This is a genomic window from Paenibacillus sp. XP01, from assembly GCF_057364885.1.
The window spans coordinates 6388095-6411701 of the sequence record NZ_CP139481.1; the positions used below are offsets into that span (position 1 = coordinate 6388095).

17 protein-coding genes and 1 pseudogene are annotated in these 23607 nt (G+C 52.9%); 2 read left to right on the plus strand and 16 right to left on the minus strand.

The window, feature by feature from the left end:
* Positions 1-76: 76 nt before the first annotated feature.
* The 9 genes and pseudogenes from SNR34_RS28805 to SNR34_RS28845 all read right to left on the minus strand — a co-directional run bounded on the left by SNR34_RS28805 (position 77) and on the right by SNR34_RS28845 (position 11341).
* The gene (locus SNR34_RS28805) at positions 77-946 is read right to left on the minus strand and encodes a carbohydrate ABC transporter permease (protein WP_236413116.1); all 870 of its coding nucleotides are present in this window, start codon (positions 944-946) and stop codon (positions 77-79) included.
* Between the two features lie 15 nt (positions 947-961).
* Positions 962-1903 carry an ABC transporter permease gene (locus tag SNR34_RS28810; RefSeq protein ID WP_486182527.1) on the minus strand — a complete coding sequence of 314 codons (942 nt, stop codon included), beginning with the start codon at positions 1901-1903 and terminating at the stop codon, positions 962-964.
* Between the two features lie 241 nt (positions 1904-2144).
* Positions 2145-3692, minus strand: a complete 1548-nt coding sequence (locus SNR34_RS28815) for a response regulator (RefSeq protein WP_486180714.1) — start codon at positions 3690-3692, stop codon at positions 2145-2147.
* Between the two features lie 399 nt (positions 3693-4091).
* Positions 4092-5009, minus strand: a complete 918-nt coding sequence (locus tag SNR34_RS28820) for a class I SAM-dependent methyltransferase (RefSeq protein ID WP_343261866.1) — start codon at positions 5007-5009, stop codon at positions 4092-4094.
* 173 nt (positions 5010-5182) lie between these two features.
* Positions 5183-6409: an MFS transporter gene (locus SNR34_RS28825; RefSeq protein ID WP_343261897.1), complete on the minus strand. Its 1227-nt coding sequence runs from the start codon at positions 6407-6409 to the stop codon at positions 5183-5185.
* Positions 6410-6568: 159 nt separating this feature from the next.
* Entirely contained in the window at positions 6569-8632 is a 2064-nt protein-coding gene (locus tag SNR34_RS28830; protein WP_486180715.1) for a molybdopterin-containing oxidoreductase family protein, read from the minus strand.
* 439 nt (positions 8633-9071) lie between these two features.
* A pseudogene (locus SNR34_RS28835) lies at positions 9072-9995 on the minus strand (IS3 family transposase).
* On the minus strand, positions 9944-10261 hold the full coding sequence (locus SNR34_RS28840) for a transposase (RefSeq protein WP_339272616.1): 318 nt from the start codon (positions 10259-10261) through the stop codon (positions 9944-9946). Before SNR34_RS28840 ends, SNR34_RS28835 begins: the two are co-directional and overlap by 52 nt.
* Before the next feature lie 237 nt (positions 10262-10498).
* A complete protein-coding gene (locus SNR34_RS28845; protein WP_339275021.1) occupies positions 10499-11341 on the minus strand; it encodes a formate/nitrite transporter family protein in 843 nt (280 codons plus the stop codon).
* A 212-nt stretch (positions 11342-11553) separates the two neighbouring features.
* Here SNR34_RS28845 and SNR34_RS28850 point away from each other — a divergent pair, with 212 nt between their 5' ends.
* Positions 11554-12054, plus strand: a complete 501-nt coding sequence (locus SNR34_RS28850; protein WP_486180716.1) for a hypothetical protein — start codon at positions 11554-11556, stop codon at positions 12052-12054.
* Between the two features lie 77 nt (positions 12055-12131).
* Here SNR34_RS28850 and SNR34_RS28855 read toward each other — a convergent pair whose 3' ends face one another.
* Positions 12132-13493 carry an FAD-dependent oxidoreductase gene (locus SNR34_RS28855; RefSeq protein ID WP_486180717.1) on the minus strand — a complete coding sequence of 454 codons (1362 nt, stop codon included), beginning with the start codon at positions 13491-13493 and terminating at the stop codon, positions 12132-12134.
* 470 nt (positions 13494-13963) lie between these two features.
* Here SNR34_RS28855 and pelA point away from each other — a divergent pair, with 470 nt between their 5' ends.
* A complete protein-coding gene (pelA, locus tag SNR34_RS28860) occupies positions 13964-15136 on the plus strand; it encodes a pectate lyase (protein WP_486180718.1) in 1173 nt (390 codons plus the stop codon).
* 138 nt (positions 15137-15274) lie between these two features.
* Here pelA and SNR34_RS28865 read toward each other — a convergent pair whose 3' ends face one another.
* The 6 genes from SNR34_RS28865 to SNR34_RS28890 all read right to left on the minus strand — a co-directional run bounded on the left by SNR34_RS28865 (position 15275) and on the right by SNR34_RS28890 (position 23590).
* Positions 15275-15754, minus strand: a complete 480-nt coding sequence (locus SNR34_RS28865; RefSeq protein ID WP_486182528.1) for a glutathione peroxidase — start codon at positions 15752-15754, stop codon at positions 15275-15277.
* A 142-nt stretch (positions 15755-15896) separates the two neighbouring features.
* Positions 15897-16724 (minus strand): IucA/IucC family C-terminal-domain containing protein, encoded by an 828-nt coding sequence (locus SNR34_RS28870; RefSeq protein WP_486180719.1) that lies wholly within the window; start codon positions 16722-16724, stop codon positions 15897-15899.
* Positions 16725-16936: 212 nt separating this feature from the next.
* Positions 16937-17818 carry an ABC transporter ATP-binding protein gene (locus SNR34_RS28875; RefSeq protein WP_236413130.1) on the minus strand — a complete coding sequence of 294 codons (882 nt, stop codon included), beginning with the start codon at positions 17816-17818 and terminating at the stop codon, positions 16937-16939.
* A 478-nt stretch (positions 17819-18296) separates the two neighbouring features.
* Positions 18297-21524: a GAP1-N2 domain-containing protein gene (locus tag SNR34_RS28880; protein ID WP_486180720.1), complete on the minus strand. Its 3228-nt coding sequence runs from the start codon at positions 21522-21524 to the stop codon at positions 18297-18299.
* Positions 21521-22780, minus strand: a complete 1260-nt coding sequence (locus tag SNR34_RS28885; RefSeq protein ID WP_236413133.1) for a TRAFAC clade GTPase domain-containing protein — start codon at positions 22778-22780, stop codon at positions 21521-21523. The genes SNR34_RS28880 and SNR34_RS28885 overlap by 4 nt, the downstream gene beginning before the upstream one ends.
* A 162-nt stretch (positions 22781-22942) precedes the next feature.
* Positions 22943-23590 (minus strand): beta-mannanase, encoded by a 648-nt coding sequence (locus SNR34_RS28890; RefSeq protein ID WP_339275032.1) that lies wholly within the window; start codon positions 23588-23590, stop codon positions 22943-22945.
* Positions 23591-23607 lie beyond the last annotated feature (17 nt).

The following is a 23607-nucleotide window of genomic DNA, read 5'->3' on the forward strand; positions in this document are numbered from 1 at the left end:
ATTAAGTCATTTTATAAATATCGGAAGCCGTGCATCATGCGCAGTCAGCTTCCTGATATTGCAACGAAAATATCATTTATTGTTTCACGGCACCGATCAGGGCGCCTTGGACAAAGTAACGCTGGATGAACGGATACACCAGCATGATCGGCAGCGTCGAGATGATAATCGTGGCATACTTGATGTTTTCCCCGATGGCAAAGCCCGTATCGGCTCCCGCCCCCATGGCCTCCGTGCTGCTGCTGATCAAGATATCCCTCATAATAATTTGGATCGGATACAAGTCCTGGCTGCGCAGATATAACATCGGGCCGACATAATCGTTCCAATGATCGACCGCGTAATACAGCATCATGACGGCCAGAATCGGCTTCGACAGCGGCAGCACGATGCGGAACAGGATCCGGAAGTCATTCGCCCCGTCCAGCTTCGCCGATTCGATCAGGCTGATGGGAATGCCTTCAAAATTCGTTTTCATGATAAGGAAATAAAACGTGCTGATGGCACCTGGAATGATCATCGCCAGACGTGTATCGACCAGCCCCAGGTTTTGAATGAGCAGGAAGGTCGGAATCATGCCCCCGCCGAAAAACATCGTGAACGTGATCATGCGCATCAGCATTTTTCTGCCCATCAGATCGCTGCGCGACAGCCCGTACGCCGCGAGCGAAGTCATCAACAGGTTAATGGCCGTACCGACGACTACATAGAACAGCGTGTTCATGTACCCGGTGTAAATGCGCGTATCCTTAAACACGGACTTGTATGCCTCGAGCTGGAAACCCTCGGGCAGCAGCATCAGAGACCTGGAGCGCAGCATCTGGTCCGGGTCGCTGATCGAAGAATTAAACACATAGAGCATCGGGTAAAAGCAGATCACTATGATCATGAGCAGCACCAGTGCATTGATCGCATCAAAGACGCGTTCCCCTATAGACCGTTTCATCGCTTCACCTTCCGATCACCAGAGACTGGTTGAATTGAGCTTTCTGCTGATCGCATTGGCGATAATAAGCAGAGAGAAATTGATGACGCCGTTGAATAACCCGATGGCGGTGGAATAGGTATAGTTCCCCTCCAATATGCCTGACCGGTATACAAAAGTGGATATGACGTCCGATGTTTCATAGGTAGGGGCGGTCTGCATCAACAGGATTTTCTGGAAGTCGGAGTTCATGACCGCCCCCAGACGCAAAATCAGCATGATGACGATGGTCGGCAGAATGCCCGGCAGCGTAATGTGCAGCAGTTGTCTCCAGCGGCCCGCGCCATCCATTTTGGCAGCCTCATACAGCTGCGGATCGATGCTGCTAAGCGCGGCCAAAAAGATAATCGACGCCCAGCCTGCGCCCTGCCAGATGTTGGACAGGATGTACATCGGCCGGAACATGTCTTTTTCCGCCAGAAACATGATCGGCTGCATATCGAAAAATTCACGAATGACGTTAAACAGTCCGCCGTCCAAGGATGAGAACGTTTTCAACATTCCGACCACGACGACGACGGAAATGAAGTGTGGCATGTAGCTGATCGTTTGCACGGTGCTTCTGAACCATTTTTTGCGCACTTCGTTCAGCAGCAGCGCAAGAATGATCGGAGCCGGGAACCCGAACACGATGCTGTAAAAGCTCAAAATGAGCGTATTCTTGATCAGCCGCCAGAAGTAATAGCTTTCAAAAAACATCGTGAAGTTGTCAAACCCGATCCATGTCCCGGACAAGATGCCCTTGACCGGACTGTAAGACTCTTGAAACGCCATCAGCAACCCGTACATCGGCCCATAGCTGAAGATCAAATAATAGGCAACGACGGGAATGAGCATCATGTACACGTACCTGTTGCGGATCAATTCTTTTTTGACGACGCCCCATCTGCCGGATGGTTTCAAACGCCCGGATGGCATGACCGGACTTCGTTTCAATTCCATTCTCCTTGCCCCCATTCCTGATGTTCATTCACCTTCATATGGATAATGATAAAATCCGGAAGCGGTTCTTCCCATGTCCATTTCCGATATGTTAATGCTCAAAACCGAGTTCTGTCCGACAAAAAAACACCCTGTCGCCATAACGGGCATACAGGGTGCGACTATATAAATTGTACGGTACATTCCCATAAGAACGGAGCCGGCTGAACGAATCGGGTTACGGCGCTTTTTTGAATTCCGAAGGAGAGAAGCCTGTGAGTTTCTTGAATACTTTGCTGAAATAGGGCCAGTTCGCCCCAAAACCCGTTTGCTCCGCAAGCGAGGAAACCGTGCATTCCCCATCCTGCTCCAGCAGTTCCATCGCTTTGCCGATCCGGTAACGCATGACGTAGTTCGTGAATTTCTCGCCGGTCTCCTTTTTGAACATTTTGCCGATATAGTCCGGGTTCATATAGATCTCTGCCGCAATCGCCTGAAGCGTAAGCGACTCATCTCCGTACCGCTTTTCCACCAGCTGTTTGACGCTTCGCACCATTTGCGACTGCCTTGATCGCTGCTGTCTGTAGCGCTGCATGGCAATGTCTTTGGCCGTGCCGAGCAGAAATTGCTGGAACGAAAGAAGCGTGCTCGTCTCGATCATGCCGGGCAGGCGCTCCATATGCCTCTTCATCTCGTCCGGGCCGGTTAAGCGGATGATCTCCATGAACATCTGGATGAGATAGGACTTCGTCTGGGAAATGTCGTAACGCAGATCGGTCAGCAAACGGAAGCTGCGATCCAGCTCGTTCTCGGCCTCCTGCCAGTGCCCTGATTTAATGGAGGTAACGAGGCGTTCCTGATCAAATTCGAATTCGGGCAGTCCTCGCTCCTCGGGAGGAAGGAGGTCCCTTTCCATGATAAGGCTGCCTTCCCCAAGGTAGAAACGATGATTCAGGTAAACCAGCGTCTGCATGTACAACTGCCGTGCCTGTGACAGCTCCCCTGGCTCGCTCAGCGCGATCGTCAGGTCGTAATGGTAATATCGGGCAAACGTATCACGGATTTCGTCAATGCTGCGAAAGAGCTGATCTTCCGTGAGTTTATTCTCGATCATGAGCAATACGTGCCGTCCGACGGTTGTGCTGAGCATCGGATTACGGACGATATCCTCGGCAATGTTCTGAATGGCAAACAAATGCATGAATTCGTGCTCTCCCTCAATTTCGACCAGCAACAGCCGTACCTGCTGGCTTCGGAACTGCACGCCGAACAGCTCGCCAAAATGCTTCCACTCCTTAGCGCCATACGTCTTGTTTGTGACGAGCTCCTTCAGGAAATATTTCTGCGCATGCGGCAGCACCCGTTCCAAATTAGCCTGGATCGATTGCACAAACCGCTCCTGATCGGTCCATTCGTCCTTTTCGCCCACCAATTCGCCGATGGCTTCCACGAGGCTTTCTTCGCTGCACGGTTTGAGCAAATAATGCTTCACCCCGTACTGCATCGCCTTCTTGGCATATTCGAATTCCGTAAATCCGGTCAGCATAATAAACGAGATGTCCCGGTATTTCGAAGCTACTTTCTCGACGAGCTGCAGCCCGTCCATGCCAGGCATGCGAATGTCCGAAATGATGATGTCCGGCCGTTCGCGCTCAATAAAAGCAAGCGCTTCCAATCCGTCTTGCGCGGTGCCAACCAATTCCGTGCCGAGCTGCTTCCAATTCATGACGCTGGCGATTCCATCCACGATCAAAAATTCGTCATCGACCAGCAGAACCTTATACATGTCTGTTTCCCCCTGCTCTATATGCGGATCACATCTCTATTATATGGGTATTTTGCACAATTCCGGTCATAAAAGTTTCCAGTACCGGCTTTTGCGCAATGTAAGGGAAACAGCTTCTACACAATAACGGAGAGGGCAGGAAGAATCTGGAGAAGCGAAGCGGTCTAAAAGCTTTCTGAAAGAAAGCTGCATCGGAAGCATAAGCTTCACCGGATTTCCCTTTGAAAAAAGGGGATCAAAAAAATCCGGGGATAACAGGGATCGGAAGATGGTTCTGACCACGTAGTGACTCCGTGTAAAAATCATCGGTTCAACTTATATAATGTCAAAAAAGCCGCGTGCGGACCGAGGCATTTGCCTCATCCGAACGCGGCTGAACGCCGAAATAACAATGTGATCCTATCGTGCTTTCACGGCATGAATGAAATGTATCGTCTCAAACGCGGCCAGCCGGTCGCTTCGATCCTCGAAATAGCGCTGCTGAATGTCTTCGGGCGACAAATGCTCATACACAAGCAGCCCGGCATCGGCCAGCAGGGACTCTATTTCTGCATACGTATAGCAGGACTGCATCGGTTCGCCGCCCATCGCCGCCATTTGCACCATTTTTTCTACTCTTCCCGAAAGACCTTGCGTGCTGAATGTTCGTTCATCGGCATAATCGAACACGATAGAGCTTCCGGCAGGCAAATCGGCAAACAGCTCCCGCAACAAGCGTGCATTCACTTCTTTACTCAAGTAATACGATACGCCCAGCAGGCTGAAAAATGTTTTCAGCTGCCCGAATCCGGCATCGGTTAGTTTCCGGATTGCCGGTTCATGGATAAAGTCCATCGGAACCGGATGCAGGTGAGAGGGAACGTCCAGGCCAGCCCGGCCCAGCCGGTCCAGTTTGGATTGCTGCGTGGCCGGATGATCCGCTTCATAGATGTGAAGAAGTCCTTGGAGTTCCGGGTGCCTGAACGCAAACGTATCCAGCCCTGCGCCAAGAATGACGTATTGCCGGGTCCCCAGCCGCACCTCATTCATCAGACACTGCTCGCAATAGGCTGCCCTTGACAACGTAATCGGAGCAAGCTGCACATGGACGATCCATTTCAGCGTTTCGTCCGGGTCGTCGGCGTAACGCTCCGCGATCTCTGTGTTGAAAAATGCAATGCCCTGCGTCATGTTTGCGCGAATCATGGCTTGTTCTTCGGGTGTAATCAGCTGCTTGGCTAGGAAATCGTCAAAAATAAGCGGGGTATCATGCTCACTGTGGTAGGCGCGGGCAAAAGCCGAAATCAGGGATGTGATGCTGGACTCATTCTTCTTCATCGTCGAATCCTCCGTATATACAAAAATAGAGTTCCCCTGGCCAGGAGAACCCTATTATATACGCGATCATTTAATATGTAAATTATAGCATAAATAAACTTTTTTGTCAAGTAAAAATTCCGCTATTGGCGAAAAAGCGACCTTCTCCTTGCCGGACGAAGCCGGACAAGGAGTCAGGCATCCAGCCCGTACTCCTTGGCTTCCCTGCCGCGGTTCATTGCCCCATGGACCAGGAAGCCGATGACCGCCACGCCCGCCATGGCCGTGGCCAGCCAGGCTACGGGAATCAGTCCCTGGTGGTCGTACATGACCCCCATCGCATACGGCCCGATGACCCGGCCCACCGCACCGATGCCGCCGGACAACCCGATATAGAACGGGGCAGCCCTGCCCGCATGCTCTGAAATAAACGCCGGGGTCGCAGGCGAGATCAGCATTTCCCCGAACGTAGCCAGCACCATCGCGAGCACCATGCCCGGATAATTATACATCGTGATCATGACCAGGTAAGCCATACCGTAAAATACGGCGCTCGCCGTCATCTGCGCATTGGACGTGCGTGCCATGGTCCGCTTAACCCAAGTGGTGAACGGTTGGCCCACAAAAATCAGCACGCCGTTCAACGTCCAGAGCAGGCCGTACATTCGTTTTTCCATGCCCTCGGAGATGATGTACGGGGACACGCCCGTATTCCAGATCGAGTTGCCGAACAGCAGAAACAGCACGCCCAGGCTCATGAACAGATACAACCTGACATTGCCGAGCAAAGCCCATGTGCTTGTGCCTGTTTGACCGGTCCGGCTGCGTTTGGCAAGATGCACGCCCCCCTGTTCCGGCTCTGCTTTCGACAGGTAGAACCAGAAAAAGACCGCAAATGCCGCTGATGTCACCCCGTTCAATACAAAGCTGAGATGATACGAAAAGTCCGCCAAAAAACCGCTGAGCGCCGTTCCTATGGCTACGCCGATATTGTTCGCCACATAAATGACGTTGAACAGTTCCGCCCGCCGCTCGGCAAACCGGAACCCGACAAATGCCTGGATTGCAGGCAATGATAATGAACTGAACAGGCCGATCCAGCCCATGGCGCAAATGAATACGACCCAGTAGGCGCTAATGAACGGCAATGCAAACAACCCGGCCGCATTCAGCGCAAGCGAACCGATGATCAGCTTTTTGACGCCGACGCGGTGGTACAATGCGCCCCCCAGCAGTTGGCCGAATATGCCGCCAAGCGACTGGATGAGGATGACGAACCCGGCATTAGCCATCGTTCGTCCTAGTTCGTCGAACACGTACATCGTGGTCAGAGGCCACATCAGGGCACTGCCCGTAGCGTTGACCAAGCTTGCGAGCAAAAACACTTTTACTTCTTTCGGATACGTATCAAGCCATCTCAACATGTCGATTCCATTCTCCTTCATTCAAAACAAAAGCCTTCGCTCCGGCCGTCTGATCAGCCCTGAGCGAAGACATGGATATTCTAGGTCTATTCGTTCATTGTTGTTTCCACTGCCCTCAGTCCATCTTACCCGAAAACATGACATGCGCAAGCACACTCATTGACGCTTCACTTCAACAGTGGATGAGAAAAAGGTCGCTCCATTGCCCATGTCGGACAATCGGTTTGGCGTCAGCACGTTGACCCGCTGTTTCCGTCCCGCGCCATCCCACCATAATCCTTGGCTGATGACCGTCCCCGGCAGCATCGCATCGCTGACCTTCGCGACCAGCTCGATGCGCCCGCGGTCGTTCCAAACGATAATCGGGTCGCCGTCGGCCACGTTCCGGCGCTCCGCGTCTTCAGGATGAATGTGCAGCAGCGGCATTTTCTCCATCTTCTGATGCTTCGCCGAGTTGGCGAAGGTGGAATTCAGGAAATTATGGTTCGGCGGGGAAAGGAACATCAGCGGATATTTGTCTTCTTCGCTTGGCCGGCGCTCGCCATCATACCCTTCCACCGCCGGGCGGTATGTCGGCAGCGGCGGCAAGCCGCGCTCCCGCATCGTTTCCGAGTACAACTCGATTTTGCCGGACGGCGTGGGCAGCGTTTCGAGGAATGTGGCATGCGCCGCCATGTCCAGCTTCACGAACCGGTTGGCTTTGAGTGCTCCCAACGTAATGCCATTCATGTACGGATTGCCCGTATCTTTTAGCGCATCCGCGATCATTTGCTCCGGCGTTTCGCTGAATATTTCTGGGTCATACCCCATCGCTTGTCCCAGCAGCGAAAACAGCTCCACATTGCTTTTGCTCTCCCCGATTTTCGCGATGACCGGTTGCTGCAGCTGCACATACTGATGCCAATACGATGTGTACAAATCCGTTTCTTCGAACGAAGATGCCGCAGGCAGCACGATATCGCCGTATTTGGCGGTATCCGTCAGAAACAGGTCATGCACGACCGTAAAAAGGTCTTCTCTGGCAAAACCTTGCATAACCCGCTCTGTATCCGGCGCAACCACCAACGGGTTGCTGCAATAAACCATGAGGGCCCGAATCGGCTGCTCCGCCTCCAGCAGCGCTTCACCGATCCGGTTCATGTTCACGACGCGCGGTTCCGGGTTCGCTCGCAGTTCCGGGCGCTCCAAGGCATCGCCGTTAGTGCTGGCATAACTGTTCGTGCGCACGGCCCCGCCGCCGCGCTTCAGCCAGTGCCCGGTAATCGCGGGCAGGCAGGCAATGCTGCGCACGCTCATGCCGCCATGGTCGTGGTGCTGCAGCCCGTTGCCGATATGGATGTAACCCGCGTCGGCGCGCCCGTACAGCTCGGCAAGCTTCACGATGTCCTCGGCCGATACGCCCGTAATCCGCGCCACCCGCTCAGGCGTGTACTCGCGGACATGCTCGCGCAGCGCCTCGTGACCGACGGTATATTTTTGCATGAAGGCTTCGTCCACCATCCCGCGTTCAAACAGCACGTGCATAAGTCCGAGCGCAAGCGCGCTGTCCGTGCCTGGATAGAGCGGGATGAACCAGTCAGCCCACTGTGCGGTGCGATTGCGATGCACGTCGATGACGACGATTTTCGCCCCTTTTTTGCGGGCTTTCTCGGCCAGCACGACTTGGTGCATGTTGGTGCTCACGATATTGCCGCCCCATACCACAATGACGTCCGCGTGCTCCGTATCTTCCGGCAATGTGCCGCGATTGGCACCCATCGTATATTTCCAGCCCGTATTGCCTGCCGCATTGCAGATTGTCTGCTCCAGCACGCTGGCACCCAAAGCGTTGAAAAAACGTTTGTCCATGCCGTCCACGCCGAGAATGCCCATGTTGCCGTAGAAATTGTAGGGCAAAATGCATTCCGGTCCGTACGTCTCGGACAACGCGCGGAATCGGGTCGTGATCTCGTCGATCGCTTCGTCCCAGCTGATGCGTTCGAACCGCCCCTCTCCCTTGGCGCCGACACGTCTGAGCGGATACTGCAGCCGTTCCGGATGATAGACTCGCTCCGTCATGTTTCTGACCTTGTTGCAGATGGCGCCTTTGGTGATGGGATGATCGGGATTGCCCGTCACCTTCACGATTTTTCCGTTCTCCTTATGTAGCAGCAGGCCGCACGTATCCGGGCAATCAAGCGGGCAAACCGCCGGAAATACGCCATTGTCCTGATCGATCATGTCCTTTCTCCTCCTCCTGCAAAATGCTATTGCTATATCATATCGCCAATTCGACTTTTTGCGCAAAAAAATTTGCTTTACCTGATTCACCTAAAGATGGCGCGGGTACAATATAAGCAAGGCATCAGGTTAGTGTTTCCCCACTTCCTCCTTATGCCATATCATGGACCACTCCCGAAATTCGCCATGGACAGGTTTCGTTCCCCCGAACCTCTTCATGGCGAATTTACTTTTCTGCGGTTTACATTTTTAAAATGGTAAAAAAACAAGTGCAGGCGTCCCTGCACTTGTTTCGTTATGAGTATAAAACGGTCCTCTTCACGTTACGTTATAACCTCTCGCGGCTTACGAACCTCACACACCTTATTCGGGTTGATTTGGCCGTCTTGCATCGGTAACGAACCTCATGCTCTTCTGTCAATAAAGTGGACACTCTCGTTTATGAGGTTTTTTGGTAATACTGTTGCTCGAATTCCAAAGGAGACAGGTAACCCAGTGCACTGTGTGAGCGTTTGCGATTATAAAAGAATTCCAAGTAGCGATATAGTGCTTCATAGGCTTCTGCCTTCGTTTTAAATCTAGGGATGCGATAGATCAGTTCTCGCTTCAATGTGCTGTGAAAGGCTTCAATACAAGCATTGTCATAGCAGTTTCCAGGCCTGCTCATACTCGCTTTCATCCCATACTGTTCCAACTTGCGTCGATACTCTTTGGAAGCATATTGTGCTCCACGATCAGAGTGGTGGATGAGCCCTTTTGCTGGCTTTTTCGCAGTATAGGCCTAGTTTAATGCATCCATGACGAGATCAGTGGTCATGCGGTCGCTCAGCTTCCAACCTACAATTTGCTTGGTATACAGATCCAAAATGCTGGCTAAATACAGTCTGCCCTGACGGCATGGGATATAGGTGATGTCTGCGACCCATTTTTCGGCCGGTTTTGAAGCTGAAAAGTCTTGCTGGAGCTCATTAGGCGCTACCGGAAACGTATGTCTGGAATCCGTTGTACACACTTTAAACTTAAGCGAAACACAGGAACGAAGTCCGTTTTCGCGCATGATGAAGCCGACCGTACGCTCCGATACGACCCAACCTTCTTTTAAAAGTTCATTGCGAATACGAGGACTACCATACCTCGAATCCGAGTCATGATAGTGCCACAAAATTCGATTCGTAAGGCGTTTCCTCCGCTGATCTCGGTTGGATGGTGCAGCCAAACGCCATTTGTAGTAGCCACTCCGAGACACTTGCAAGACCTTGCACATCTTCTCCACTCGAAAGTCGGAGCGATACTCTTCGATGAATTGGAACCTCAGTTCTTTTCCTTGCTGAAGATGTGCAGCGCCTTTTTTAGAATAGCCAATTCTTCTTTGAGATCTTCAATTTCACGGTCTTTCCGGCGTTGTTCTGCTTCATTGGCCCGTAGTGTTTGTTCGAGATTTCGGATCTTTTCGGGATGATTGACGCTTTCCTGATCGAACTGCCGATACTTGGTCATCCATTGACTCAGCGTACTTTTAGGAATATTTAAATCTTCCGCTACATCGGATAACGTCTTCGTTTGCTCCTGAATGTACTTTACCGTTTGTTTCTTAAATTCTTCATTATAGCGTTGCCGTTGTTCTCCCATGCCGTGGACACCTCTTCTTTCGTTAGGTCTATTATTTCTGTTCCTTAACGATGTGTCCACTTTTTATTCTAGCTGCATCAGACACGTTATAGTTAGCGCAAGGCCACCCGATTCCCCTTTTTCGGTAAAATAGCGTGCGTAGGATTCGTTAGCGCTGAACAATGCGGAAATGAGCCATTATAAGATGCCTCAGGTTCGTTACGCGTCGGATCACGTTGGATTCCTCCATCGCTGGCATTATGCCTGCTTGCTCCATACCGCTCTTGTCTCCGCCTTCGGCTGCGCCCCTTCCGCTGCGGCCGCCTCCGGTTTGGCTGTGCGCATATACGCCAGGTAGTACGCCCCCGCCACAAAGAGCGCGCCTCCCGTCAGATTCCCCAACCATACGGGCACAACATTCATAAAGAACTCGCCCCACGAATAGTGCCCTTCGAAAATGGCCGCCGGAATCAGGAACATGTTGGCCACAACGTGCTGGAAGCCGATGGCCACGAAAGCCATCGTCGGAAACCAGATGCCCAGCACCTTGCCGCTCATCGTGTCGGCTGCATAGGACAACCATACCGCCATCGCCACCAGCCAGTTGCAGCCGATGCCGGAGATGAAGGCCTGCAGGAAACCGTCATGCAGCTTATGCCCCGCCATATCGACCAATTTGGTCAAGTATGCTCCGTCGCCGGTCAATCCCAGTACGTGGCCGAAGAAATACGCAACGAACAGCGCACCCAACAAATTGCCGAGCGTCACCAGCAGCAGGTTTTTGAACATGCTGCCTGGCGTAATTTTGCGTGTCACTGCCGCCAGCGGTACGGCCATCATGTTGCCTGTCAGCAGCTCGCCGCCCCCGACCAAAACCATGATCAGCCCCACCGGGAACACTGCGGCCCCGATAAAATTGGCGATGCTTCCCCACTCCGCCGGAGCAGAGGCAATGACCCGAATATCCAGCAAAAAGCCGAGCGCGATAAACGCTCCGGCCAGAAAACCGAGCACCAACACGGTGGATACCGGACTTTGCGCTTTTTTCATCCCGGTCTGCGCCGTATATTGTGCAACCTCAAGAGGTGTTTTTGCCGCCATAACGCATCCTCCTCTTACTGTGTGATGAATCGCCCTGACAAAGGTCTTTTCTCTTCACCGTTCAACTTTATGTTTTCATTGTATCTCGCCAGGCGGCAAAACTTTGTGCAAATAATCACAATGCCCGTATTAGCGATAATGTTGAACATGTTCCTTTCCATAAAAATGCGGTAAGATGAAGAGAAACCTTACTGGAGAGGGGCTTTGTCATATTGGATTTACGAAAAGGAGCATGGGCTGCGCTTATTCTTGTACTTAGCATTTTGCCTGGATGCATTCTTCACTTGAACAAAGTTCAGCCTTCTCTTGCACAACAGCATCTAAACGCGTTCGAAGACATGATCCACTCTATGGATGACGGGGAATATGCGCTGAACGCACTCATTCCGTTTGACTGGGATGCCATGTATTCATTTTCTCCCTATACCTCCAAAGAAGAAATCACTTCGGCCATCGGCTTCGAAAGCGATCACGTTTATGAATCGGACGATGAAGCGATCCAACAGATCATTTTCGTGAAAGACCGGGAAATCGTCTGTTCCCTCTATGGCTCTGTGGTCAAAATGGGTTATCAATTTCATTTTCAGAGCTATGACGAGTATTATCGTGAAGTGAAAAAGAGTGAGAACTTTAGCGTTACTGTTCTGCGTGAAGAGAATTTCATACATTTGAAGTTAAGTGGCAGATCGCCGCAGCATGCGGACAACCTGTAATCACCAAAAAAACAGCAGGCTGACGGATCTCCGCCAACCTGCTGCTGTTTAAATATCGACTTTACATATATAAAGTGTTAAACCATTGCCGGTGCCTTCACTTCCACTGGAGGCAGAGCTTGGAGTCCCGCCGAGTTCAGGAAGTTCCACGGTTTGTTGTAATGCGGTTGGAAGAAGAAGTCGATGAACGCCAGCTCATCCACCGTCATGTTGTTCTGGATGCAAACCGAGATCGTATTGATCGACTGGGTCAGATCCGCCTGCGACATCACCTGCGCCCCGACGATGCGGCGTGTAGCTTGTTCATACACCACCTTGAGCAGCAGTTTCTCAGCAGTCGGCATGAACTCCGGACGATAGCTGTCTTCCAGCGTAACCGCTTCGACAACCAAACCTTCATCGGCTGCCGATGTTTCGGTAAGTCCCGTACCGGCAATGTTTTGCTCATAAATTTTGATGCCCGATGTGCCTTGGGTTCCGAGGTAAGGCGTTGTCGGACGAACAAGGTTGCGTGCCACGAGCGTACCCATGCGCACCGCGTTGGTCGCAAGCGGAATGTAGGCTGCTTTGCCTGTCGGATTGTAATGGATCGCGCAGCTGTCGCCTGCGGCGAAAACGTCTTTGTGGCTGGTTTGCATGTATTTGTTCACGATGATTGCTCCGTTCGGAAGCATGTCGACTTGACCTTTCAGCAGTCCCGTATTTGGACGGAAGCCGATGCACAGAATGACCAGATCGGTTTCGATCTCTCCTTTGGACGTGATGACTTTGGTTACTTTGCCATTCTCGCCTTCAAATTTCTGTACCGTTTGGCCAAGAGCAAGCTTGATGCCGCGTCCAGTCAGCGTATCTTCGATGGCATCCGTGAATTCACGATCCAGGTATTTGTTCAGGATGCGGTCCACGCTGTCGATCAGTGTGACTTCTTTGCCGTTCATTTGGAAGGCCTCGACAAGCTCCACCCCGATGTAGCCTGCACCAACCACGGTAATGCGTTTGGCCTCTTTTGCCTTTTCAATGATCGTGTTCGAGTGGTTGTAGTTTTTGCAGAGCAGGATGTTATCCATCTCGATGCCGTCCAGCTTCGGAATGACTGGCCAAGAACCGGTCGTTACGATCAATTTATCGAACGTGTCTTCGAACTCTTCGCCGGTTTTCAGGTTTTTCGCCCGCAGCGTATGGTTGTCGGCATCCACCGCAGTCACTTCGTGCAACATTTTGGTGACCACGCCAAGGTCGGCCAGTTGGTCGGGCGAGGAATAGAACAAGCCGTCGGGATCTTTGACTACGCCGCCCACGTAAAGGGCAATGCCGCAGGATAAGAAAGAGATGTTGTCATTGCGTTCGTAAACCGTGATGGTAGCTTCCGGATACAATTTGGCTGTGTTGACGATGGCTGCGGTTCCTGCATGTGTACATCCGATGACTGCGATTTTCATGATGAATTCCTCCTTGAGAGTTGGGCATATGATTAAAAACAGCGGATAAATAAACGATAATTAGATATGTGAAATCATTCACTTTGTAGCGTACGTCCTTTTGTGATTAATTTCACTTTATGCCCTTATTATAATGTGACATTTTTCACATTGCAATAGGTTCTACAAAAAAATTGTACAAATTTAAAGTTTCCTCTCTCGGCTGTGGTTCGCCTTCCCCTTTACTGACATTACATTTTCCCCTGCTTTAAGACAATTTATGCTTTGCCACGCTTGGGTTTGAGACAGGTTTCTTTTCCGCAGATTTTTCTTTCGAACGCCCCCTTCGAGGCATTTGAAAAATTGTCACAAATTTATAACAGGGTGTCATTTTTATGATGGCAAACGCTTACAATCATTAATATAGATGATCCTTATAATGGATTAACTATAATTAAACTCCCAATATTCCCAACAAGGAGGCTTATCTTTTGAAAAAAAGTTCACGGTCCGCCCTGCTTCGATTCATCCCGGCTGCCACCTCCATTGCCATGGTCACTGCAAGTGCTCTGGCCGTTTCGCCGGTTAACGCCGACTCTGCACCGGTTACGATTAAGACCGAGATCATCTCCGCCACTGCGCCTGTGGGGGCGGATGTATCCTCCATTTTGCAGAGGTTCAGGGATTACAGCGCTTTTGCAACGGGAGATCTGGCTAAGGACACGGCCTATGCGCTCAATATCGTTTCGTGGCAGATGCCTCATGGCGGCTTTTTCAAAGCGATGGAAGAAAAATACAAAGCCCGTTGGGATGGCAAAACCGCGCGCTCGGATTGGAAGGACCCGAATGGCGTTGAGCTGGGCACGTTCGATAATGATGCAACCGTCACGGAAATCCGTTTCCTGGCCCATATGTACGATCAAACGGGCAATCCGGTCTTCAAGGACAGTATCCGCAAAGCCGTCCATTTCATTCTGGTTTCGCAATATCCATCAGGAGGCTGGCCGCAAGTGTACCCCAAACGCGGAAACTACTCGGATGCCGTTACATACAACGACAACGCGATGGTGCGCACCATGGTCCTTATTGACGATATGATTGAACGGCGCGAAGGCTTCAATAACGACATTCTGAATGAACAGGATCGTGCACGATTGAAAAAGGCCCTGAACAAAGGCATCGACTACACGCTGAAAGCGCAAATCGTCAACAACGGCGTGCCTACCGTCTGGTGCGCCCAACACGATCCGGTAACCTTCGCCCCGCTGCCGGGGAGGGCTTATGAACTGGCCTCCAAATCGGGATCGGAATCGGTAGGTATTACCGCCTTCCTCATGTCCAGGCCGCAAACGCCCGAGATTAAAAAGGCCGCGCAAAGCGCGCTTCGTTGGTTCGATACCGTTCGGGAAAATGGAACCAAATACAACCGCCAGGGACCGGTGTATTTCGAGCCTGATCCGGGCAGCGTCATCTGGTACCGTTTCTATAACGTGGATGAGGATGTTCCTTTTTTTGCCGACCGGGACGGGTTGAAATACATGGACATTCTGGAGATCAGCGAGGAGCGCAGGCACGGCTATTCCTGGGCCGGAAACTATGCTCGCAATCTGCTTAAACTGGCCTCCGAGCAAGGATATTATACATTGAGGCAGCCGCTCCCCTAGGTCTGCTGCGGCATGACCCAATCCGCTTTGGTACGGCAATTTTGCCGAAAACTGCGAACCATTCCGCCACGTTCACAAAAAAACCTGTCACCGGGCACGTCCGGGGACAGGTTTTTGCGTAATATTCAGGTTTAACCCTTAACCGAGCAATTGCTCAATTTCGGCTGTCATCGCCTCAGGCGATTCCTTCGGCTCGTAACGTGCCACCACTTCACCGCTTCGATTCACGAGAAACTTTGTGAAGTTCCACTGAATCTCATTGCTCTCGCCCTCACCCGGCTGCTGCTTGCGAAGATATTGGAACAACGGGTCCGCGCCTTCGCCGTTCACTTCCACTTTAGCGAATACCGGGAAATTCACGCCGTAGTTCAGCTGGCAGAACGATGCTGCCTCCTCGCTGCTCCCCGGTTCTTGGCCACCGAACTGATTGCAGGGAAACCCGAGCACGACAAGGCCCTGATCGCGGTAACGATCATATAGCTTTTGCAATTCGCCGTATTGCGGCGTCAGCCCGCATTGGCTGGCCGTGTTGGCGATGAGCAGCACTTTGCCTTTATATTGATCGAGCGACACGTCTTGATTGGCGGTAGTTACCGCTTTGTACGAATATACGGACATGACCGATTCCTCCCATGCTTTTGTAGGTTTCAAAGGCTGTGCCTCCCGCAAGGTTCACGAACGATGCGCTGGCGATACAGCCGATATTTCCATTATAAACCTGTCCCTGCCCAATACCAAATCTGCGAAAACGGTACCCTTATTACTTATTCGCCGCGAGGATCGCTTCGTAACGTTCCTGCCGCTCCGCCTTGCTCAGCTTCGGACAGGTGTAGCAATAATCCTGTCCGTCATAGACGACATGATGCAAACAGCAGGCGGGCTTCATCAGCAGGGTCTGCCCGGGCTGGTAGGGATTCGCAACCTCCACCGGCTTGAAGGACAGGAGGTTTCTTTTCAGCCCCAACACGTCCGGAGGCATGCTGATCACATGCTCGTATCCTTCGATGACCGCTTCGCGTTCCGCCTGTTCAATGGGCATCTGCTGCACCGCCGTTGTGAACCATCTCAGAATGCCCGCCAGCTGCGACCACATTTGGCCCGGTTTGGCCCCTCCGGCTGCTGCCACTCCCTCAATCATCGGACGCAGCTGCTCGCCGTAGTATGCCGTAAGCACCTCGTTTCGCCATGAGGACTGGGCACATGCTCGATTCCGGGGTTCATCTCCCTCGGCTGCCTGTTGAACATGCGGACGCTCTGTCGCATCCCTAAGGAGGAAACTTGCTGCCACACGGTCGTTCTTCACTTCAAGCTGCAATTCGATATTGTCCAGCGAAATGTCGAGCCGCGCATCGCATACGGCTGTCATGTAGTGGATCCCAAGCACAAGCCCCCGCAGCGAATGCGTGAAATAAACGGCCGCCGAACGCAGCGAGTCGGCACGAAGGTGTTTGTTGAACTCGGCCAGCATTTGCCTGGCTTGAACAGGATCTTTCAACGCGGCCAGGGGCATGCTCCAGACTGGCTGCTCCAACGATGTCACTGCAATTTGGCCATACTGCTGCAGCCAATCGTAATTGATCGCTCCCATGATCGAAAACCCTCCCATACGAAATTATGTATCGCTGTAGATCCAGAATTAACAAGTTACTTGTTTCAAACGTACATATCCGACATACCCTGATGCCAGCTCTCTAGAAATGTACGCTGGCGAACCCTAATCCTGTATAACGCGAAAATGAGCCGTGTGCATGCAGCACAACGGCCCTTATTATGATTCGCCCATTACAGGCGTTGAAATGTCTAACTTCCCGCAGCGGTGCGAATGCGCTGTTCCGTTCTTCCTGCTACATGCAGCATCGATTCATTCGCAACCGGCTGTTCGAATACTTGTTGACGTGCTCCGGCAAGCGCGTACGGCAAGCACAACGGAACGCCCGAGCGCGGGTCTATAACGATATCTGCTTCAATGTTGAACACTTCGCGCAGCACGTCGGGGTTCATGACTTCAACAGGCGAGCCTGTAGCCACCGCTTTGCCTTTCTTGATGCCAATCATGTGATGGGCATAACGGGAGGCATGGTTCAGATCATGTACGACCATGACGATGGTACGATTGGCGGTCGTATTCAGCATCTCCAGCAATTGAAGCACCTCCAGCTGGTGGGCCATATCAAGGAATGTCGTCGGTTCGTCAAGGAACAGGATATCCGTTTCCTGAGCAAGAGCCATCGCAATCCATGCACGTTGGCGCTGTCCTCCGGACAACTGATCGATCGGGCGATCATGAAATTCGTTCATGCCCGTCACTTCGATGGCCCATTCGATCATGCGCTTGTCCTCGGGACGCATCGATCCGAAACCTTTTTGATACGGGAAGCGGCCATAAGAAACAAGCTCGGTTACGGTCAGCCCTTCCGGTGCAGTAGGGTTTTGCGGCAAGATCGCAAGCTGTTTGGCTACCTCGCGCGTAGATTGCTTATGAATGGACTTTCCGTCGAGCAGCACCTGTCCGCCCTTGGGATTCATGATGCGTGCCATCGTTTTCAGGATTGTCGATTTCCCCGAGCCGTTGGCTCCGACAAGGGCCGTGATCTGGCCTTGGGGGATTTGAATATTCAGGTCCTCAACAATCAGTCTTTCTTCATAAGCGATATCCAGCTTGGACGTCTCCAGACGAAACATGCGATCATCCCTCTCTCATTTATCCGGGTATGTACTTCCGGTTATGGCAACAATAACGTATTGGTTGTATGAAAAGATTACCGACTCAGCAAGTTCAAAAAGTTCCTATATCTAAAGATACTGATAATCATTATCATTTGTCAACACCATTTCGCAAATTCATTGGGTATGGAATGCAGTATTTTGCAAGATGGACATATTTCGAAAGGAAATACATCGCATTGGAAGACCGTATTTCAGTAAATTGCACAAGAGATGCCTGCTGATGAATGCTGCTGCGCCAGCTTCCCAAGACCGTACCGCGCCGGATACATCTCCAATCAGATCGCTGCAACGACATTATATATGCTTCTCAGGCCATTACGAATTCATGGAATTTCGGCCAAACCTACGAAAAAAAAGGCGAGAGTCCATACACTGGCTTCTCTCACCCTTGTTTTGTTGATATGCTTTTCCCTGAAATGGGTCTGTTACCGAGCTACAACTTAGGTTCAGGGATCAGGTTAATCACAAGCGCGCCGCTTTGCACGCTGGCAATGTTCGCTGCCTCGATTCCCTCGGGAATGCGCACCTTCTGGCCGAACGGATAAAGCCGATCCATGTCCGCTTCCGTCAGGTTCTCCAAAGAGGGGGCACTCGATCCCGTTGAACCGTCTATTGCCGACTGCTGATCTGACGTGCCATTCGTTGAACCTGTGCCAGCACTCGTTCCGTTTTCTCCAGCCTGTCCGTCTGTCCCACGCGACGATGCGTCAGGAGACTGGGTTGAAGACGAATCGGGCGATGAGGCACCATTCTCTTCTCCTTGACTCAGATCTGGTGCAGAGCTCTCACTCTGTACACCGCTGCCTTCATTGGTCGATCCTTCGGAACTGTCATGGGTATCGTCATTCCCGGATGGGTCAACTGAAGAACCAGCCGCACCGTCGCCTGCAGTTGAACCCTCTGGCTGCCCTTCCGTGGTTAGGCTCTCCCACGCTCCGGCAGCATCAAGTTCCTCTACGCTGCCATCCTTCATGTTCAACTCCAGCGAATCGGACTGCAGCGTATCCCCGCCTGTCTCCGTGCGGAAACGGATCACCAATTGCGACGAGGCTTCCGCACTCCCGCCGGAGCCGCCCGGAATAACATAGGCCACCTGCTCGGGCAGCTGCACTTCCGGCTCGCTCGTAACATCGGGCTCCTGCACGGACGGCGGAGAAGCCGCCGGCGCTTCCGAATCTTTGCCCATCCATGCCAAGGCTGCTCCCGCAATGCCGGCAACCAGAATGACGATGAACGATGCCAGGAACAGGTTCTTTCTCTTGCCTGTCAGTATGCGAACCAGCGGTGAGGCGAGCTCCGATTTGGCCCGGTCATACGTGGGTTTCATGGTCCTGTCTGCCCTTGCATAATACGGCTTGAAGGCAGATTTCGATTTGAAGGCATCCCGATCATGGGTTTTGAAATAATCCACGACCGCATCCGAGTAGGCCTTGGCTGCTTGCTGCCCTCGCATGAAGAGCCGCTGGCGTCCCGACCATTCCATGAATTGGTATAACACGTCCTTGCTGCCGACATGGCTGCGGACGAAATCCAGCAGTCCGGCATAGTCCAGCCTGCTTCCGTTCCCTCCCCGATAAAAGGCAAGGGGCAGCGCCTCAAAGGACTTGCTTCCCGGCTGCTGCCGCATTTCGGCGGCCAACCAGCCGCGCGTCCAACGCTGCATTTCGTTCCGCTCCGCCAAAGAGAGGGACTCCAGCCTCGCCTCGTCCTGATCCTCTCCGCTTAGCCAAGCTCTCGCGGCCAGCATGACATTGATGCGGGCCGTTACGTCGGCTCCCTGTCTCGCAGCCCAATCCCGCACTTCGTTCTCGTGCAGCAGAATATCAATGCTCAGCAGCTGCTCCCTGGCGACCCGGCCCAAATCGAGATCCTGAATGAGGAAAAGATTAATGACATAAGCCAGCTTATCTGCCAACCGGGTCAATTGCTCCTGATAATCGGGCGGCGCTGCTCGTTCGGACAAGCTGCCCCGACTTGCAAATCCTTGGGTCCGCGCCTCGGATTGACCGATTTTGGCGGTGATGGCTGAACCGGCTGCGGCCTTTGGCATGCGGTCCAGCAAACTGACCTGCTTCAGCGCTTCATTTGCAGCCTCGACCGGATCAGGTGCCGAAAACAGACGCTCACGCAGTTCCTCGGCAGTCCGCTCCAGCAAGAAGCCGTCGTGAACGGCTGCAGGGTGCTCTGTTACCCAGCGCTGGAAGACCTTTGTAGTATCTGCAGCCGTCTCGGCCCGTTTCAACTGTTGTTCCAAATAGGGCTCGAACAACAGCTTCGATAGCGACGGATTACCCAGCACCTTCCCGAAAAAAGCCATATGCAGACCCGGTTCACGATCCAGCAAGGCATATAGCTCTTGGACGGCGCGCATACGTTTGCGCCCACGGGCGTTGTTGATGCCGTATACGAAATAGTCGACGATGCGCGACTGGACCGCTTGAGAAGCAATGCTGAAATATTCGCCGATCCCCGCAGCGACCGCTTCCTCGGGAACCTGTTCCCGTTTGACGCCGTCCAGCTCGCGGCCGAGAAGCGCCAGAAACAGTTCATTGAGCCGCGCACGCTGCAACGTCCCGCCTTCAGGTTTCAGATACGTGAGCAACCCGCCCAGCACGCCGCTCTTGTTATCCAGCACATCCAGGGAATCGATGCCCTGTTCAAGCCGGTAAAATTGCGCTAATTCGCCATAAGCCTCAATCGACAGCTCGCGGCCAGGCTCCATGTTGGCGAGCATTTCGTCCGCGAACGTATAAAAGCCTTCCGCGGCTGCTCTCCCTTCCGGCTGGAGCAATGACCAAGCATAGGTCATGTACGGCAGTTGGGCTGTCGACAGGTCGGCATGGGTCACCCTGCCGGACATCAAATCGAACGTAAAGTCCTTCTCCGTATTGCGATCCTTCGGACGAAGCGTGCCCCGTTCCACGAACTGCAGATGGATGCCTTTCTTCGCCTGTGGTTCCTTCGCGTACGTCATGAATCCCAGCTGCCTGCGGTAAGCATACGGCAAAGCGGCATACAGCAAACGCAGCAGCTTCCGGGCGCCGTCCGTTATCTCTTCGGCAGGCAAATCCAGTGCTACGTATACTTTGCGGCGCGTCGCCACCGCCTGCATGACGGCGTACAGCATACGCTTGAACAGCGCTTCGCTCATCTTGAGCGACTCCAGAACCGCTTCAGGAGACGGAGAGCCCTCTTCGGCAGACAATGACGGGGCTGCAGGCAAAGCGTCCAGCGAAGGCAATATTGTGCCTTGCTCGATGTCATATGACGTGGCGAAGGCAGTGTCCAGCCAACCGCCCTGTTTCATCTGCTGCTCCGCGCGGACGGCAGGCAGGACATAGTTATGGGCAAAAAAAGCGCTGCGCAGGCCGGTAAAATCGGCAGCCTGGTAGACGTTCTGCCCGAGGAGCGTCTCACCGTTCTCCAGGCGGACCAGGTGGATGGACGGCGGAAACTTGCTGCCGTCCTTCTCTCCCCGGCCCGTCAGTTCAGCGGGAGCATCGTAGACGCAGTAAGGATGAAGCACTTTTTTGATGTAAGCAGGGTCCAATCCCGGCGATGCCGCAACCGTATCGAATCCTTCCGTGGTGCGAAACACCCCTCTCCGCTCCCTCGTGTACATCTGCTGTTCGATCGGCGGGGTTTGGGAAGAAGGCATCATTCCACTCTCCCCTCAATATACTTCAGCTTGTACAACAGCCACAGGAACGGCTCGTCCACGCGGATCGGACTGACGACGCCCTGCAGTTTCATGTTGACCGGATTGCTGCCCAATGCGGAAACGGCGAAATAGGCTGTATTTTTGAAATACACGTCCATCGTGCCTTTGAACGGCCGGTCCACCTTCTCCACGAAGCGGCGGATCTCTCCGTCGATGTTCTCGAACTCGGTCAGGTTGAAATAGTCGCGGTGCACCATGTTGCGGAACACGTTGCTGTTCGATTTGATATAATCGCCATCCTCGTCCTTGAGGGAATGCAGCATATCGCTTTTGGTCAACACGACGGCCGTCGGGATATCGGTTTTGGCCTTGTCCTGGTACGCGATGAAATCACCGAACAGCGTCAGCACCACGTCGCGCGGCTCGTCGTATCTTGGCGTCCATTCGCCCGGCTCGTTGCCGAGATTAATGCGGATTTTGTCCCGGATGGAACGAATCTGAAGCGGATCTACCATGAACAGGATGCCAGCGGAATTTTTGATGTGCTGCCCGTGCAAACCGAGATAGTCCTGCTCCACCATGCCTTCGCCAGCCACGTCGAAGAATACCAGCGTCAGCGGAGCCTTGTCCTCGTCCTTGAAGACGAATTGGAAAATGAACGGCTCCTGCAGCTTCTCCTTCTGCGTCGAATCAAGCAGGTCCCCGCGTTCAAACAACGGCTCTTCGTAGTCGGCGCGGAACCTGCGGCTGATCTCCGCATTCAGCGGCATGCACGCGGCATCGAAATGGTCTGCCGTGTAGTGCTGGAGCGTATGGATCAGTGACGTCATGTAGACCGACTTGCCGACCTGCGACGCGCCGATAATGGAAATAATGTTGCTTGGCGCTTTGCCTGCCGTCACCGGCAGCTCATTGTGACACTGCGGGCATAGCCTGCGTCTCGTTACCACGCCGTAACGATCATTCAAGCCCATGATGATGTTGTCCGAGTAAATGCGATGCTCTTCCGGCACGTCATGGGGGGCCAATACGGCCTCCATTTCGAATACGGTATCCAATCCAAAACGTTCGCGGTAGCGATTCAGCTTGGCGTCTTCCCCAAGCGCATAATCTTCATCGTCGTCGCGATGATGCGCGGCCCGGAACACGACCTCTTCCGGCGAAAATTTGCTGAAGCAATACGGACAGACGATATCGTAAAACAACGGACGTTCCTCCGGCTGCTGCCTTTTCAAAAACCGGCTAAAAAAACTCATAGTCTCTCCCCCTTCCCTGATCAGCGCAAAAAGATGATGCCTATTGCTTGAAACGTCAAAATGGTAAAAATTCATTCCGATGTATATAAGTTCGGCCGAAAGTGCTGATTACATCAACCTCGAATGCGTCCCAAACCGCTCTCTTCTTCGAAACATGCAATGCTAATCGGATATAAGCCGGTACACCGCACCGTACTTCGGACCGTCCGTAAAAAACAAGCGGACGTAATCGTCCTTGGCCACCTCGACGGCCGGCAATTCGGTTCGTCCCGGCGCAAAGTCGCTGAGGAACGGGTACACCGTCCCGTCCTCCTTGTTCAACGGCACGCCGCCTGGCTTTCGCACATAGCAGAGCGCCTCCTTCGGCACGGGGACCTCGGCCGTAACGGTCATCCACACGCTTTTCCGTTTCTGGAACAAGCCTTTTTTATATCGGATCGAAAAGCGGATATCCGCCTTGCGGCTGCTTGCGAGCACGGTATTGTCTCCATCCTGCTGACGGAGCAGCACCGGGCCGTCCTCGTCCATGCCGCAGGCATGGACCGTGTAGCGAATAGCGCCGAACCCCGTGATCCGATCCACGTATCCGTTGCTTGCTTTATATTCCTCTCTTGTGTACAGCTTGAGCTTACCCTGCGTCGTTTCACCCCCGACATGGTCTTTGCTGACCAGCTCCAGCTCCGATCTTTCAACATACACGGCTTCGATGCCTTCCGGCCACAACCAGCGAAGCGTGCAATGGTCTTCGTCCATCGCAAGGGTCAACTTGCGAATGGCCGGTCCCGATGCGTCCGTATCCATAACTCGCATGATCCGATGACCTCCCG

Bases quoted from the DNA above. Each gene is read 5' to 3' on its own strand.
- SNR34_RS28805 (WP_236413116.1), bottom strand. From the start codon at position 946: ATGAAACGGTCTATAGGGGAACGCGTCTTTGATGCGATCAATGCACTG.
- SNR34_RS28810 (WP_486182527.1), bottom strand. From the start codon at position 1,903: ATGCCATCCGGGCGTTTGAAACCATCCGGCAGATGGGGCGTCGTCAAA.
- SNR34_RS28815 (WP_486180714.1), bottom strand. From the start codon at position 3,692: ATGTATAAGGTTCTGCTGGTCGATGACGAATTTTTGATCGTGGATGGA.
- SNR34_RS28820 (WP_343261866.1), bottom strand. From the start codon at position 5,009: ATGAAGAAGAATGAGTCCAGCATCACATCCCTGATTTCGGCTTTTGCC.
- SNR34_RS28830 (WP_486180715.1), bottom strand. From the start codon at position 8,632: ATGATCGATCAGGACAATGGCGTATTTCCGGCGGTTTGCCCGCTTGAT.
- SNR34_RS28840 (WP_339272616.1), bottom strand. From the start codon at position 10,261: ATGGGAGAACAACGGCAACGCTATAATGAAGAATTTAAGAAACAAACG.
- SNR34_RS28845 (WP_339275021.1), bottom strand. From the start codon at position 11,341: ATGGCGGCAAAAACACCTCTTGAGGTTGCACAATATACGGCGCAGACC.
- SNR34_RS28855 (WP_486180717.1), bottom strand. From the start codon at position 13,493: ATGAAAATCGCAGTCATCGGATGTACACATGCAGGAACCGCAGCCATC.
- SNR34_RS28865 (WP_486182528.1), bottom strand. From the start codon at position 15,754: ATGTCCGTATATTCGTACAAAGCGGTAACTACCGCCAATCAAGACGTG.
- SNR34_RS28870 (WP_486180719.1), bottom strand. From the start codon at position 16,724: ATGGGAGCGATCAATTACGATTGGCTGCAGCAGTATGGCCAAATTGCA.
- SNR34_RS28875 (WP_236413130.1), bottom strand. From the start codon at position 17,818: ATGTTTCGTCTGGAGACGTCCAAGCTGGATATCGCTTATGAAGAAAGA.
- SNR34_RS28880 (WP_486180720.1), bottom strand. From the start codon at position 21,524: ATGATGCCTTCTTCCCAAACCCCGCCGATCGAACAGCAGATGTACACG.
- SNR34_RS28885 (WP_236413133.1), bottom strand. From the start codon at position 22,780: ATGAGTTTTTTTAGCCGGTTTTTGAAAAGGCAGCAGCCGGAGGAACGT.
- SNR34_RS28890 (WP_339275032.1), bottom strand. From the start codon at position 23,590: ATGCGAGTTATGGATACGGACGCATCGGGACCGGCCATTCGCAAGTTG.